Here is a 16118-nt window from a genome sequence, read left to right as displayed (position 1 = left end):
GAACGTGTTTTCAGTATCTATTTTAATTCAATTTTATAGTCTCAGGATACTCAATATTTACCAAATATAAGCCATGTGCCGGAACTGAAAAACCAGCCTCACCTCTATCTTTAGATGCAATTATTTGATGTAAATCATCCGAATTTAGTTTACCTAATCCTATATTTACCATTGTACCAACAACAGCTCTTACCATATTTCTTAAAAAACGATTAGCCTTAATGGTAAACAAAAGTTCATTATCATTTTGTATCCAAAACGCTTCCATAATATCACAATTATACGTTTTTACATCGGTCTTACTCTTAGAAAAGCATTGAAAATCTTTATACTCAAATAAAATCCTACAAGCATCATTCATTGCGTCAACATCTAAAGGTAAATGCATTTGATAAGCATAATCGTAATCAAATACATTTTTTAATATCGAGACTCTGTAATGGTATGTCCTACTTAAAGCATCAAATCTAGCGTGCGCCTCATTGGTTACTTTAAAAATTGCTTGTATTGCAATATCTTTTGGTAAAAAAGAATTCAACTTATAAGTAAGATCTTCTTCTTTAAAGTCTCCTTCAAAATCAAAATGCGCAAACATCTGCGACGCATGCACACCTGCATCTGTCCTACCTGCTCCAACAATCTCTATAGTTTCTTTTAAAATAGTACTTAAGGCTTTCTCTAAAACTTCTTGTACCGAAATAGCGTTTGGTTGATTTTGCCAACCATGATAGGCTTTACCATTATATGATAACTCTAAAAAATATCTCAAAAGATTGGCTATTTTTGCTTTTTAAAGTCACAAAGATACATAGAATCGTTAGTTAAAATCACAATATTATCTTAATGCAAAAGATACTTCTCTTATCAGACACCCACAGTTACATTGACGATACTATTATTAAATATGTAAAGCAAGCCGATGAAGTTTGGCATGCTGGTGACATTGGAGACTTAAAAGTAACTGATGAAATAAGCAAACATAAGCCACTAAAAGCTGTTTATGGCAACATTGATGACACAAAAGCTAGAGCAGAGTTTCCGTTAAACTTGCGTTTTAAATGCGAAGATGTTGATGTTTGGATAACACACATTGGTGGTTATCCACCCAAATACAATGGTCGGATTAGAGAAACACTTCAGAATAATCCACCAGATTTATTTATTTGTGGCCACTCTCACATTTTAAAAGTAATTCCAGATAAAAAATTAAACCTCATACACATGAATCCTGGTGCTGTTGGTAAACATGGATTTCATCATAAAAGAACAATGTTGCGCTTTAATATTGATGGTAAACAAATAAGAGACTTAGAAGTTATAGAATTTGACAGGTAAAAATGAAAAACCCAGACGGCAGCGTCTGGGTTTTTCGCACTAATACTACTAAGATTTTAGGTTCTATCGTAATCTATCTACAGATTTTACGAGATCTTCATCCTTCTTAATAGCCTTGTTTGCCAAGACTAAACACACAATAGAAAAAATAGGAAGAAGAATCCCAATACCTTTCTCAGAAACATTCGTTTCTCCAGATATATTTAGAGATTGATATACAAAGATTCCTAGTAAAATAAAGTTTAATATTATATTAACTCGTCCCATTACAAATTGAGACTTTCTATTTTTAAAACTAAAAATCGAAATTAAAGATAACAAAGCAGACGCTAAAAACAAGCCCAAATACAAATAATTATCTGTTGCAAAAACTTTCACATCTTCAGTGTTAGTCCACAGATGAAACACAAATATTAGTCCTGCAGAAATAACTACAGATAAAAATAAATAAAGTGTTTGTATGCGCTGAATCATATCTTCAATTAAAAATTGCTCGGCAAAATTAGTAGTTTATTTTTTAAAAAGATAGAAATTGTTTTAAAATAAAATTGTATTATTGCAATAGAATGTGGCAATATACTGAGTTGCATCATTCTATCTTCCAAATTAATTTCACTTTTTTTCTTTTTATTTCATTTAGAAAATATTGAATTAATAATATCAAATTGTAATACATTATATAACATACGAATGTTTGAAATTTCACAGTTAAAAGCTAAAAAGCTTCCTGAGTTACAGGATATAGCTAAACAACTAAATGTACCTAAGTATCGCTCACTAAAAAAGCTAGACTTGGTATATCAAATCTTAGATTATCAAGCTGCAAATCCGGAAGCAGTAAAAGCAAAGGTTGAAACAGACTCTAACCAAAAACCAGAGCAAAAGCAAAATAAGCTTCAACAAAAAAGAGCTAGAGTACAAAGAAACCCAAAGGAAAATAACGATCAAAAATCTTTGGAGTTTTCAGATAAGAAAGAAGACGCTAAGCCAAAAGAACAAAAATCGAATAAGTCTAACAACGACAAGCAAAATCAGCAACGTCAAGACAATAAGTCTAACGATCGTAAGGAAGACAACAGACGTTCTAACAACAACAATCAGAAAAACGATAATAGACAAAATCGAAATAACAATAATAACAATCAGAAAAACAATGGCAACAAGGATAACAGAAACCGTTATCGTGAGCCAGATTTTGAGTTTGATGCTATTATTGAAAGTGAAGGAGTCTTAGATATTATGCAAGATGGTTATGGGTTTTTAAGATCTTCTGACTATAACTACTTAACTTCTCCTGATGATATTTATGTATCGCAATCTCAGATAAGATTATTCGGACTTAAAAAAGGGGACACTGTTCTTGGTCATGTAAGACCACCTAAAGAAGGTGAAAAATATTTCCCTCTTATTAAGGTAAGTAAAATCAATGGTCAAGATCCTAATGTAGTAAGAGATCGTGTTGCTTTTGAACATTTAACTCCTCTTTTCCCTAAAGAGAAATTTAATATTGCAGAAAAACAAAGCACTATTTCTACAAGAATAATGGATTTGTTTTCTCCAATAGGAAAAGGGCAACGTGGTATGATTGTATCGCAACCAAAAACGGGTAAAACCATGTTACTTAAGGATGTGGCTAATGCTATAGCTGCTAATCATCCTGAAGTATATCAAATGATTTTACTTATCGATGAAAGACCTGAAGAAGTAACAGATATGCAACGTAATGTACGTGGTGAAGTTATTGCCTCTACTTTTGATAAGGAAGCTCACGAACACGTAAAAATTGCAGATATTGTTTTAGAAAAAGCTAAACGATTAGTAGAGTGTGGACATGATGTCGTAATCTTATTAGACTCTATTACACGTTTAGCAAGAGCATACAATACAGTTCAACCTGCTTCTGGTAAAATTTTATCTGGTGGTGTTGATGCAAATGCTTTACATAGACCAAAACGTTTCTTTGGTGCGGCTCGTAATATTGAAAATGGAGGTTCTTTAACTATTATAGCCACAGCACTTACAGAAACTGGTTCTAAAATGGATGAAGTAATCTTTGAAGAGTTTAAAGGTACTGGTAATATGGAATTACAGTTAGACCGTAAGATTTCTAACCGTCGTATTTTCCCTGCAATAGATCTTACATCATCTAGTACAAGACGAGATGATTTATTATTAGACGATAACACCATTCAAAGAATGTGGGTAATGCGTAAATATCTTGCAGATATGAATCCGGTTGAAGCTATGGAATTTATAAATGATCGCTTTAAACAAACTAGAAACAATGAAGAGTTCCTAATCTCTATGAATGGATAAGGAAAAAATCGTAGAATTATAATGTAAAAAGCCTTGAAATAAAATTTCAAGGCTTTTTTATGTTTAAGCATAAAATGAATCCTATAGAAAATAAAAAAGGCTTTCGAAATATCGAAAGCCTTTTAAATATTCTTAGTAGTTTCTACGATTATAACGCAGCAACATGTTTAGTTAACTGAGACTTTAAGTTACCAGCTTTGTTTGTATGAATAATATTCTTCTTAGCTAGTTTATCAATCATGCTAATAACAGATGGCAACATTGTTTGTGCTTCTTTAGCATCACTAACTTCACGTAATTTTTTTATAGCATTACGAGTAGTCTTGTGCTGATATCTGTTAAGCACTCTTTTCTTTTCGTTACTTCTAATTCTTTTTAAAGCTGACTTATGATTTGCCATTTTATTTTTTCTTATTAAAAATTGTAGCCCGTAGGGGAATCGAACCCCTCTTACCAGGATGAAAACCTGGCGTCCTAGCCGATAGACGAACGGGCCATTTGGTTATTATCATTCTTTAATGAACCAACAATGTTTCCATTGCGGATGCAAAAATACAACTATTTTTAAATGTTGCAACAACAAATTTATTTTTTTTGAAAAAATTTTAATACGCCTTTGCAAAAAGCACACGTTGATTTGACGGATTGCCAGTAAACACACACCTTCCCGCTTCTTTTTTATTATCTAAAGGAATACATCTAATCGTTGCTTTTGTTAGCTCTTTTATTTTTTGCTCAGTTTCAGCTGTTCCATCCCAATGTGCAGAAATAAAGCCTGTTTTTGTCTCTAATACCTTTTTAAATTCTTCAAAATCATCAACTTCTGTAATGTGAGAATCTCTAAAGTTTAAAGCTTTGTCAAATAAACTCTTTTGTATTTCTTCAAGCAAATCTTCAACTACAACATTAATTCTGTCTAGTACTACAGTCTCCTTAGTAAAAGTATCTCTACGCGCTAATTCTACAGTTCCGTTTTCAAGATCTTTAGGTCCTATCGCAATTCTTAATGGCACACCTTGTAATTCGTGCTGAGCAAATTTAGCACCAGGACGCAACGTATCTCTACCATCAAACTTTACTCTAATATTTAATTCTTTTAAATCGTCTGTTATTTGATCTGCTACTTTTTTAATAGCATCAAACTGTTCATCATTCTTATAAATAGGAACAATAACCACTTGATAAGGAGCTAAATTTGGTGGTAAAACCAGTCCTTTATCATCACTATGTGTCATAATTAATGCTCCCATTAATCTTGTAGAAACTCCCCAAGATGTTGCCCAAACATAATCTTGTTTGCCTTCCTTATTAGTGAATTTTACATCAAATGCTTCAGCAAAATTCTGGCCTAAAAAATGTGATGTACCCGCTTGCAAAGCTTTTCCATCTTGCATTAAAGCTTCAATACAATAGGTGTCAACAGCTCCTGCAAAACGTTCACTCTCTGTTTTTACACCTTGTACTACAGGAATAGCCATAAAATTCTCAGCAAATTGAGCGTAGACATTATTCATTTGCACTGTCTCTGCTATCGCTTCTTCTTTTGTTGCATGTGCTGTGTGGCCTTCTTGCCATAAAAACTCAGCAGTTCTAAGAAACAATCGTGTTCTCATTTCCCAGCGTACAACATTAGCCCATTGATTTACTAAAATCGGTAAATCTCTATAACTTTGAATCCATCCTTTATAAGTATTCCAGATGATTGCTTCACTAGTTGGTCTCACGACAAGCTCTTCCTCTAGCTTGGCATTAGGATCTACTCTAAGCTTACCTTCATTATCTGGATCTGATTGTAACCTATAATGTGTTACAACCGCACACTCTTTTGCAAAACCTTCTGCATTTTTCTCTTCTGCTTCAAACAAACTCTTTGGTACAAAAAGTGGAAAATAAGCATTTTGGTGGCCTGTTTCTTTAAACATTCTATCTAGTTCTGCCTGCATCATTTCCCATATTGCATAACCATATGGCTTAATAACCATACATCCACGAACGGCAGAATTTTCGGCCAAATCAGCTTTTACAACCAATTCATTATACCATTTAGAATAATCTTCAGCTCTAGTAGTAAGATTTTTACTCATTTTCAATGTTTTGGCACAAATATTGTGACTATGTTAAATAAAAGAATAGTTGCGCAAAACTAACTATTTTTGCTATGTTCAACAATAAAATAATAAGAGATATGCAATTTAAAACCATTACTAAACGCAAATTGCCATTTTTTGTTGCACTCGGTTTAATGTCCGTGTTAACTTCATGTGGTTCTTTTCAATATGCAGGTTACGATGATGACGGTATTTACTCATCTGAAGATTATAACACTACAGATGTTGAACAACCTGTGGTAACAACATCCACAAACAATTCTGAATATTATAAAAATTATTTCGCTGAAACTTCTGCCCAGATAGAAGCAGCCAAGGAAAACAGCGAGATATTTACAGATATAGATTCCTATGAAGGCAATTACTTAGAAAAAGCTCAAGACACTATTGAAGAAAGACCTGTATATGGTGGTTGGGGCCAAAACAACGAAAGTATTACCATCAACATCATAGATAATGGTTGGTATGGATGGAATGATCCATGGCTTTGGAATGCTGGTTGGGGTTACGGCTGGAATAACTGGGGTTGGGGAAGACCTTGGGGATGGAATAGCTGGAGATGGAATTATAGCTGGGGCTACGGTTGGAATAACTGGGGCTGGAATGCCGGTTGGGGCTATGGCTGGAACAATTGGGGCTGGGCTCCTGGTTGGGGTTATGGCTATAACAATTGGGGTTGGAACAACTACTACAGACCTAATAGTTATGCATACAATGCAGGAAGAAGAGGCTCAATGCTCAACAATAGTTATCTAAATCGCACTAGCAGAAACACATCAGCATTATCAAGAAGAAATTATTCTACAAGTAGATTGTCTCGTAGTGCAACTGGTTCAAGTGCAAGTAGATCAAACTCAGCAATTCGTACCTCAAGAAACGGTACACTCAGAAGCTCTTCGTCTAGGTCATCAAACACCAGAATTACTAGACCTGGCACTAGTAGATCATCAGGAACTATAAGATCCACAAGAAGCAACAGATCTTCTTCTGGTTCTGTCAGATCTTCGAGAAGCTCAAGATCATCATCTGGCTCTATAAGATCGACTAGGAGTACAAGATCTTCAGGTTCTGTTAGATCATCTGGTAGTTCATCATCTAGATCTTCTGGTAGCGTGCGTTCATCAAGTAGCTCTAGATCTTCTAGTGGATCACGATCTAGTGGAAGCAGTACTAGCAGACGCGGTAGAGGATAATTAGCTTAACCTTTTTTAATAAAAAATTACTTATGAAAAAATTACTTATGTTATGCATAGGCTTAGCGAGTTCATCTTATATCTTAGCACAAGATATATCAGACGCTGTTCGTTATTCTATGGATGAAATTCAAGGAACAGCTCGTTTTAGAGCAATGAGTGGCGCCTTTGGTGCACTTGGTGGCGATATGTCTGCCGTGAATATAAATCCTGCAGGTTCTGCAATTTTTAACAATAGTCATGCATCTGCTTCTATTGGATTTTTTAGTAAAAATGATGATATCAATTATTTCAATAGATTTACGACGTCTTCAAATTCTAATTTCGATTTAAATCAACTTGGTGCTACTTTTGTTTTTGTAAACAGAGATGAAAGTTCACCTTGGAAAAAATTTACATTAGGTGTTGCCTATGATAGATCTGCAGACTTTGATGATGATTGGGTAGCTAGTGGAGTAAACCCTAATAACTCGATAGGAAGCTATTTTCTTTTGAATGCTCAAGGTAAACGATTAGATGAAATTTCCGCATTCTCTGGAGAGACAATATCTCAGGCCTACTCCGAAATAGGGTCTTTTTATGGTTTTGAAAATCAACAAGCCTTTTTAGGTTATGAAGGTTTTATAATAGATCCTGTTAATAATACTGATGACAATACTGCTTACATTTCTAACATAGATCTTAACGGAACTGATTTTGACCAAGAATATTATTATGCCAGTAGAGGTTATAACGGAAAATTAGCCTTTAATTTAGCTAGCAGCTATGAAGACAAGATATTTTTAGGAATTAATCTAAATGCACATTTCATTAATTATGAAAGAAGCACATTTTTGAGTGAAATTAACTCAAACGCAAACTCTACTATTACTAGTGTTGATTTTGAAAATAATCTTTTAACTACCGGAAGTGGTTTTTCTTTTCAATTGGGTGGAATTGCAAAAGTTACCGAAGAGTTTAGAGTTGGACTATCTTACAACTCTCCTACATGGTTCAGAATATCTGAAGAAACATCTCAATATTTAGCTACAACAAGCACTACTGAAGGTAACATAGTTGTTAACCCTAATGTTATTAATATCTACCCTGAATATAAATTGCAAACACCTTCGAAACTTACAGGAAGTTTAGCTTATGTTTTTGGAAAGCAAGGGTTACTAAGTTTTGATTATTCTATTAAGGATTATAGTGGAGCCAAGTTTAGACCTTCTTCAGACATTTATTTTTCTGCTTTAAATAATAATATCAGTAACACTTTAGATACAGCAAATTCTTATAGAATTGGAGGAGAATACAGATACAAACAATTAAGCTTTAGAGGAGGTTATCGTTTTGAAGAAAGTCCTTATAAAGATGATACTTTCTATGGTGACTTAACTGGATACTCCCTTGGCCTTGGTTATAACTTCGGAAACCTAAATCTTGATTTAGCTTTTAGTCAAGCTGAGCGAGATACAAATTACCAACTTTATAATGTTGGACTTACTGATTCAGCAGAATTTCAATCCAAATTTACAGATGTAATCCTAACTCTTGGATTTAAAATATAAACACACTTTACAAAAGTACTACACTCTTTTTAGGGTAAGATGGATACTCATTAGTTAATAACTAATGAGTGTTTTTTTATATATCTATTTTCTTTTGCAAGCAGTACATTTCGATTGAACATAAAAATACAAAGCGTATTCATTTTTAATCTATCTGTAATACTGAATACAATCATCTAAACCTCTAAAACTCTATCTAAAACGAATCAATATAAATAATAAATCTATATACTATAATGAACAACACATTAGCTTTAACTAAACATCTATAGATAGTCATTACCAACAAAAACCGAAGCATAAAAAAGCCTGAACTTAATATTCAGGCTTTCTCTATAATTAATTTCTAACTACACTTATCGTCGTAGTGTAAAATGGGCTTTAAACTCCTTTATTTGGTTGGTAAGGGGTTCTTCGTATTCTACTGTAAACCAGTAGTCGCTCGATGGCATGTTGTTGCCGTTGAACGTCCCATCCCATCCCTGACCTTCCGGGCTGATCTGCTTGAGCAATTTCCCGTAGCGGTCAAATATATAAATTTTGGCATTACCTCCAATACCTTCTATGTTCCATGTTTCATGTATGCCATCTCCATTTGGCGTAAAGTACTTCGGATAATCGATCACGAACACCTCTTGTGTCGCTATACCACAGCCGTTCTTGTCCCTTGCCGTTACCGTATGTAGTCCCTGAGATACTCCAGTAAATTGTATTGAGCCATCCTCTGAAGGATCCATCCATGGACCTCCGTCCAGACTGTACTCATACTCACTGATTCCTGTTGCCAGTGCTTCTATAACGTTACTATTGCCAAAAACTTGTGTTACCACTTCAGCAATTAGAGTTGGCGGCGCACTTTCTACCACCACTGTTTCATCGTAAGTCTCACAGTTCGTCACTGTTGACGTAGTGATATCCGTTACCGTCACTCCATAGGTTCCTCCTTGGGTTGGCATCATACTTGAACTGGTCTCTGTAGTGATGACTTCACCATTGAAGGTCCACTCAAAACTGTAATCCGTGTCCGATAATCCGGTATCCAATACCAATGGGTCTAAAATTTCCGTGCCATTGGTATCCACACAAAGGATGTAACTGTCCTCAAGATCAAAGTATGGTCTCGGGTTTACCTGAAGCGTCAGTGCTGCGACTTCGTAACAGATAGATCCGTCTTGTTGGTTATCGAATACTCCGTCATTGTTTAAATCTACTGGGTCTCCGTTTCCGTCTCCATCTATATCTACAAACTCATACAGACCATCTGCATTGGCATCGATACCATCTGATAAGCCATCTCCGTCAACGTCTATTAAATCGAATACTCCGTCCGCATCCGTATCATAGGTATCTATCGTACCGTTGGCATCTAAATCTAGTCCTGCCGTTAATGCAGTTAGATCTAATGCGATTGGTATAACTGCTAAAGTATTGTTATCTACTCTTGCATAGATAACCTGTGGGTTTACTACATTCTCATATAGGTCTGGTAACGGGTTAACGTTTAAGTTTGCATCGTCTTCCGTAGCGAAGTACGTAACAATATAATTTGTTGGGTCTTGTCCATCCAATATAAACTCATCTTGTGTAGACAAGGTAAACTGTGTACTGTCATTACTTGGGTCTCCATCGGTCTCTACATTATCATCACATTCCTCGTAGATTATATCCACCATATCCGGATTGGCCTGTGCCGCTTCATCTACCTGAAGGTTAAAACGCTGTGTACTGATAGAACAGCCTGTTACGTTGTCTGTTATCGTTACGTAGATTTCTTGTGGGTTGCTAATGTTGGTGTATGGACTTACCAAGGCGTTCATCTCTGCTTCTGCATCTGCCAAGGTCTCATGATAGGTCACAATGTAACGTGTTGGATCTTGTCCGTTTAAGACTTCTTCGTCTTTAGTTGTTAGATCAAAGCTGTCAAATCCGTCCGTGTTCAGTTCACATTGTATAAAGTCCGTTACTGCCACTACTTCTGGTAATGGGTATACGTGTATCGTAAAATCAACTACCGCATAACAGCCCGTTACGTCATTGGTTACTCTTACATAGATGTCCTGTGCTGGTGTGTCTACATTGGTATATTGTGTTGGGTCTGCAATGGCGTTTTCACCTGCGTATGCATCTTCCGATGTTTCGTGGTATGTCGGTGTTACTCCGGCTTCTCCGTTTAAGATTAATACTTCATTCTCTGTTAAATCGAAAACTTCTACTCCATCTCCGGTGTTCGTATCATCACACAGCTCTAAATCTGGTAATTGGCCACTTGGTGTTGGTGTTGGGTTTGGCAACACTCTTATGGTCATTGTTGTATAGGCTACACAGCCCGTATCAGTATCGGTTACCACAACATATAAGGTCTGTGGGTTTGCTGGAAGACCATTGACCGAAGCATTGGTGTACTGCGTTGGGTCGGCTATGACATTCGTCTGTGCCTGTGCATCAGCATTGGTTTCATAGTAATCTACATCCCAACTAGCGTTGCCTCCTGTGATCTCTGTGTCTTTTACCGTGAGATCGAATACCGTCATCTCATCTCCTGGTACTTCATCTAAATCATCACACAATTCTAATGGTGTTGGCTGTACTGGCTCTGGTGGCAACTGTACGATTATCTCAAACTCTCCTGTATCCTGACAGCCTGTAGTCGAGTTATACAACCTTACATAGATGGTCTGTGGATTTATGGTATTGGTATAGTTACCCTCGTTTATTATTGGATTATTCCCTGTCTCTGCATCTGCTGCCGTAACATGGTAGGTTAGTGTTACTTCTGTTGGGGCTTGCGTCCCTAAGATATCAGCATCGCGCTGGGTCAGGTCAAACTGGGCTATCCCGTCATTGTTGTCATCACAGATCTCTAATGGATCTAGATTTGTCGGTACTTCTGGTGATGGTACCACAATCAGTTCCAACGTGTTCTGCGTTAGACTGTAACAGCCTGTAATCGTATTCTCGGAACGTACATAGATCATTTGGTTGTCTGCTACAATATTGGTGTACAGCCCTGTTATGGCATTAATACCTTGTTCGGCTTCTTCTTGGGTCTCATGGTAGGTAATAACCACGTCTGGCTCTCCGTTGGTAATCTCTACCGTACGAATCTCTAGATCGAACTCGGCAAAACCGTCGTTGTCATCGTCACAGACCTCGATTGGGTCTGGATCTGGCTCTGGCGATGGAATCGGATCTACCCTTAGGGTTACCGTTATGGTACTGTAACAGCCTGTTACATCGTTCTCGGCTCTTACATAGATTGTTTGGGCATTGCTCGTGTTGACATACGGACTTACGATTGGATTGGTAGCATTGTCAGCATCCATCTGTGTCTCGTAGTACGTTAAGGTTATTCCGTTCTGACCGTTCAAGATCTCTGCTTCGGCATTTTCCAGCGTAAAGGCTTCTTGCTCATCTCCTGGATTGTTGACGTCACATAGCTCTAATGGCATTGGTTGTACCAGTACTGGCAATGGGTTAACGATCAGCTCCAAACTTGTGACCTTATAACAGCCTTCTACTGTATTGGTGTCTTCCACACGTATCCAGATAATCTGGGTATTGGCAGTGGTATTGGTATAAGCCGCTGGATTGGCTATTGGATTGTTCGCCTGGTTAGCATTATCTTCTGTTTCATAATAGCTTACCGCATACTGTGCTGGGTCTAATCCGTTAAGAAGTTCTTCTGCTTTGCTTGTTAAGTCAAAGGTTGCAAACCCATCTGCCGAGGCATCGTCACACTCCTCTAATGGTGTTGGCTCTATAATCTGTGGTGTTGGCTCTACGATAAGCTGTAGTTCTACTATCGTTGCACAGTCCGTTGCAATCGTTGCACTCTCTACGCGTGCATAAAGGGTCTGCGTATCTACTACGATATTGTTGTAGTCTACTGTCGTATCTACGGCATCTACTCCATTTTCTGCATTGGCAAAAGTTTCATGGTAGGTTACCGTTAGGCCTGCTATCCCTCCCGTAATCTCGTTATCGGCATCGGTTAGGGTAAACACACCAAAACCATCGTTGTCCGGGTCGCAGTAGCGCAACGGTGTCGGCTCATTGGCAACTGGTGCCTGCTCTACCACCAAGTCTAATGTCGTGGTATCGTAACAGCCTGTTGTGGTATCTTCTACGCGTACAAAAATGGTCTGTGGATTGCTAATGTTTGTGTATGGGATCGCTAATGGGTTCGCCTCTGCTTGGGCATCGGCCAAGTTCAGGTAATAGCTTACCGAATAACCTGGGTTGTTGCCGCTAATCTCTATGTTCTTTATACTTAGGTCGATCTCTGTTAGGCCATCTGGTGTACCGTCGTCACACACCTCTAATGGTGTTGGGGCTACCAAGGCTGGTAATGGGTTGACTACCAAATCAAATGTAACTTGTGAACTACAGCCTGTATTGGTATTGGTCAGTACTGCAATGATCTCTTGTGGGTTACTCGTGTTGGTATATGGGACTGTGATTGCGTTTGTGTTCGTATCTGCATCGGCTTGGCTCGCGTAATAGCTCACCGTGACGTTCGTCTGTCCGTTGAGTATCTCCGCTTCCTTATCCGTTAGGTCGAACTGCTCTTGCTCGTCTCCTGGATTATCATCGTCACAAAGCTCATATGGGCTTACTGCTACAACCGTAGGCAATGGGTTAACGATTAGTTGCAACGTTGTGGTATCATAACAGCCTGCTGCGTTCTCGATACGCACGTACACTTCTTCCGTGAATGGGTCCGTATTCGTGTAGAGCGTTGGCAGTACTCCTGATCCGTCTGCTGCACCTTCTGGTGTGGAATGGTAGGTCACTACGACTCCCGTCTGGGCTCCGATAACCTCCGCTTCACTATCTCCCAAATTGAACTCAGCCAATCCATCCGAATCGTCGTCGCAAACCTCCAAAGCCGTAGGCATGTTAGCTAATGGATTGCCCAATACCTCTAAAACTAAGGTCGTAACATTGTAGCAGTTTGTTGTGGTGTCTTCTAAACGAACATAAATCGTTTGGTTGTTTGGTGTCGTATTTACATATCCATCAAATATTTCTGCTGTATCAGTATCTGCTCCAACCATAGTCTCATGGAAAGATACATCAACACCTGTCTGACCATTTAAAATCTCTGTTACTTTAGTTGTAATATTAAATGGTGCAAAACCATCAGTATCATCATCACAAACCTGAAGTGGTGTTGCAGCAACGACTTCTGGTAATGGATTTACTATTAAATTGAAAGATGTTGTACCATAACAATCTGGATTTGCAGGATCTTGAACTCTTACAAATATTGTTTCAGTGTTTGGTGTAACATTAGTATAGTTATTAGGTAAAGCTCCAACATTATTATTAGCATCATCTTGACTTATATGAAAAGATACATCATAAATTGCAGGGTCTTGACTTCCTAAAATAAATGTTTCTTGAGTACTTAAATCAAATGTTGATATACCATCATTACTAGGATCATCACATGCCTCCATATCTACTGGTTGATTAGCTATAGCCCTAGGATTAACAATTAAATTAAATACCGGATTTGCTGAAGCGTTGTAACAATCAGAATCGCCAACACTTTCTACCCTTACATAGATTGAAGCATTACCACTCGTATATAGATTTGGTAAAGCACCTGTGCCTGCATCAGCTTCTGCAAAAGTTAAATGATAAGTAACATTAAATTCTGTAGCCGACTGAGGTCCTAAAATTCCAAACGTTTGGGTACTAAGATCAAATTCTTCTACACCATCATTAGAAACATCATCACATAATTCTAAATCAGGTACAGGATAAATATCAGGTTGACCTGAGACATTCAATGTAAATGGCAATACCTCATAACAACCAGAATCTAGATATTCAACTCTAATGTATATAACTTCTCCATCTGTACCAGAATATGTGTTTAAGCCTGCTATAGCTCCAACATCGGCATCGGCATCTGCTTGAGAATTATGATAAGTAACCACCAAATCACCAGCATTTGTAGCACTTGCCAGCACAACAGCTGTGTTGGTTTCTAAATCAAATATATATGGCGGAACACCTGTGTCGCATATAAATAAGTTATTTGGTGCTTCTGTTACTATTTCTGGTAATACATCTATACACACCTCTTCTGTATACTCACAACCAAAATCATCCGTTACTCTGTAAGTGTAACAATATTGTCCAGCATCTGGTGGTGTTACAGTAATTATATTTCCATTTGTATTTGTTATTGTTGGGTCTACATCCCAAGCCTCTGAGGTAATAACAGGAGTAAATGATAGTTCTGGTGGTTGAATTGCTGGATCGAAATTCATATACCACTCAAAGATATAACCATTATCAATTGACAAATTATCTACAACTCTAATTGTCCAAGTTCCATTTAATTGAGTTCCAAGTAAACCATTAAAACTCTCAAATGGTAAATATGATCCTGGCACCCATGAATTTCCTGGAGGATTTGTACCGTTAATCTCTGTTGGTGCATCCTCTAACAACACAGAAGCACTCATTGTGAAGCAATAAGTCTCACCTGTTCCCGGAGTTAGAGAATTATCATCATTCGCCCCTCCAAAATAAGTACCACCTCCTGCTTGATCGAACAATCTAATTTCCTGTCCGCTAGGACCTTCTATAAATATATCTAAATCGCCTGAGTATGAATGCTCCATATTTAGACAAACCTCTATTAGTTGGTTAGGGTCCGTTAATGTTTGTGAAGATTCGAAACAATCAACAACTATTGAAGATGTATATTGCTGACCTGATCCATCTGGTAAAAATGTCTGCTCAGCTACTGGAGGAGTACAATCATTAATAAACTGAACTGGATTAACAACTCCGGTTATATCTGTACTTTCACCATAACATATTGTAGTTTCAGCAGCACCTGTACCAGTAAAATCAGGTTCTGTTGCTACCTGAACAACTTGATTTATAAGGTTAGTATTAGGACAACCTTCTGGATCTATAGATGTATTAGCATCTCTAATGTTTAAGTTTACAATATAGACACCAGGATCGGGATAAGAAAAAACAGCTGTTTGACCTGTAACTGTATTTCCATCACCTAAATCCCATTCATATGTAGCTCCTGTACCATCAACTTCAAAAATACCGCTACCATTTAACGTAATTTCTTCATTAGGACATACTCTAATGTAACCATCTCCATTTGGTGCCGGAACAGAAGAATCTATCTGAGAGTTAATAGACTGGCAAGGAGTTAAACAAGATATGTTTGCCGCCCAGCCACTTCCACTACCAGAAGCATTAGAAACAAATTCAATTGTTAAACAACCTCCTGTATTCTCCTCTGTTGCAGATACTACACCAGGTGAATCACCACCTGAGAATTGACCAAAAGCATCAGCCGCAGTCGAATCTCCGTTGTAAATCGTCATCACGTCAGCATTTAACTGAGTGGTAAACTCTGTAAAATCCAATATAACTCTTTGTCCAGGATTTTCTGGGCATATTGTTAAGACAAAACTTTCATCATTTCCATAATTCCCAAATTCACCACCAGAATCGTAGAAAACTCCACCACATTGACTGACTGTAGCTGTTTGCATATTAACATCTTGGGCAATCAATACCGATGAAAATACTACTGTAATTAAAGTTAATAAATACTTCATTTTTGT

General features: G+C 37.3%; 9 protein-coding genes and 1 tRNA gene. 4 read left to right on the top strand and 6 right to left on the bottom strand.

Annotated features, from left to right (window positions below; all coding sequences use genetic code 11):
• Nucleotides 1-22 precede the first annotated feature (22 nt).
• Nucleotides 23-769 (bottom strand): tRNA pseudouridine(38-40) synthase TruA, encoded by a 747-nt coding sequence (gene truA / locus MST30_RS09515; RefSeq protein ID WP_243471176.1) that lies wholly within the window; start codon nucleotides 767-769, stop codon nucleotides 23-25.
• Between the two features lie 74 nt (nucleotides 770-843).
• On the opposite strand from truA, the gene MST30_RS09510 reads away from it, so the two are divergent.
• Nucleotides 844-1335 carry a metallophosphoesterase family protein gene (locus tag MST30_RS09510; RefSeq protein ID WP_243471175.1) on the top strand — a complete coding sequence of 164 codons (492 nt, stop codon included), beginning with the start codon at nucleotides 844-846 and terminating at the stop codon, nucleotides 1333-1335.
• Nucleotides 1336-1398: 63 nt separating this feature from the next.
• Here MST30_RS09510 and MST30_RS09505 read toward each other — a convergent pair whose 3' ends face one another.
• Nucleotides 1399-1809: a DUF4293 domain-containing protein gene (locus MST30_RS09505; RefSeq protein ID WP_243471174.1), complete on the bottom strand. Its 411-nt coding sequence runs from the start codon at nucleotides 1807-1809 to the stop codon at nucleotides 1399-1401.
• Between the two features lie 216 nt (nucleotides 1810-2025).
• Between MST30_RS09505 and rho the strand changes: the two genes are divergently transcribed.
• On the top strand, nucleotides 2026-3651 hold the full coding sequence (rho, locus tag MST30_RS09500) for a transcription termination factor Rho (protein ID WP_243471173.1): 1626 nt from the start codon (nucleotides 2026-2028) through the stop codon (nucleotides 3649-3651).
• 148 nt (nucleotides 3652-3799) lie between these two features.
• Here rho and rpsT read toward each other — a convergent pair whose 3' ends face one another.
• The 3 genes from rpsT to proS form a co-directional block, all read right to left on the bottom strand.
• A complete protein-coding gene (rpsT, locus tag MST30_RS09495; protein WP_243471172.1) occupies nucleotides 3800-4051 on the bottom strand; it encodes a 30S ribosomal protein S20 in 252 nt (83 codons plus the stop codon).
• Between the two features lie 24 nt (nucleotides 4052-4075).
• Nucleotides 4076-4147 (bottom strand) — tRNA-Glu (locus tag MST30_RS09490).
• 109 nt (nucleotides 4148-4256) lie between these two features.
• Nucleotides 4257-5735, bottom strand: a complete 1479-nt coding sequence (gene proS / locus MST30_RS09485) for a proline--tRNA ligase (RefSeq protein WP_243471171.1) — start codon at nucleotides 5733-5735, stop codon at nucleotides 4257-4259.
• 74 nt (nucleotides 5736-5809) lie between these two features.
• Here proS and MST30_RS09480 point away from each other — a divergent pair, with 74 nt between their 5' ends.
• Nucleotides 5810-6952, top strand: coding sequence for a DUF5320 domain-containing protein (locus MST30_RS09480; RefSeq protein ID WP_243471170.1), 1143 nt, complete (start codon nucleotides 5810-5812; stop codon nucleotides 6950-6952).
• A gap of 32 nt (nucleotides 6953-6984) precedes the next feature.
• Nucleotides 6985-8502, top strand: coding sequence for an OmpP1/FadL family transporter (locus MST30_RS09475; RefSeq protein WP_243471169.1), 1518 nt, complete (start codon nucleotides 6985-6987; stop codon nucleotides 8500-8502).
• Nucleotides 8503-8858: 356 nt separating this feature from the next.
• On the opposite strand, the gene MST30_RS09470 is transcribed toward MST30_RS09475, so the two are convergent.
• A complete protein-coding gene (locus MST30_RS09470) occupies nucleotides 8859-16112 on the bottom strand; it encodes an FIDD domain-containing protein (RefSeq protein ID WP_243471168.1) in 7254 nt (2417 codons plus the stop codon).
• Nucleotides 16113-16118: the final 6 nt, after the last annotated feature.

Origin of the sequence: Winogradskyella sp. MH6 (assembly GCF_022810765.1) — a bacterium.
GTDB lineage: Bacteria > Bacteroidota > Bacteroidia > Flavobacteriales > Flavobacteriaceae > Winogradskyella.
The sequence above is the reverse complement of the archived record's forward strand: the minus strand, read 5'-3'. Positions and strand labels throughout refer to the sequence as shown.

What these genes read in the sequence shown, in the direction of transcription:
- rpsT (WP_243471172.1), bottom strand. Translation starts at nt 4,051, where the DNA reads ATGGCAAATCATAAGTCAGCTTTAAAAAGAATTAGAAGTAACGAAAAG.
- MST30_RS09510 (WP_243471175.1), top strand. Translation starts at nt 844, where the DNA reads ATGCAAAAGATACTTCTCTTATCAGACACCCACAGTTACATTGACGAT.
- rho (WP_243471173.1), top strand. Translation starts at nt 2,026, where the DNA reads ATGTTTGAAATTTCACAGTTAAAAGCTAAAAAGCTTCCTGAGTTACAG.
- MST30_RS09470 (WP_243471168.1), bottom strand. Translation starts at nt 16,112, where the DNA reads ATGAAGTATTTATTAACTTTAATTACAGTAGTATTTTCATCGGTATTG.
- proS (WP_243471171.1), bottom strand. Translation starts at nt 5,735, where the DNA reads ATGAGTAAAAATCTTACTACTAGAGCTGAAGATTATTCTAAATGGTAT.
- MST30_RS09505 (WP_243471174.1), bottom strand. Translation starts at nt 1,809, where the DNA reads ATGATTCAGCGCATACAAACACTTTATTTATTTTTATCTGTAGTTATT.
- MST30_RS09480 (WP_243471170.1), top strand. Translation starts at nt 5,810, where the DNA reads ATGTTCAACAATAAAATAATAAGAGATATGCAATTTAAAACCATTACT.
- MST30_RS09475 (WP_243471169.1), top strand. Translation starts at nt 6,985, where the DNA reads ATGAAAAAATTACTTATGTTATGCATAGGCTTAGCGAGTTCATCTTAT.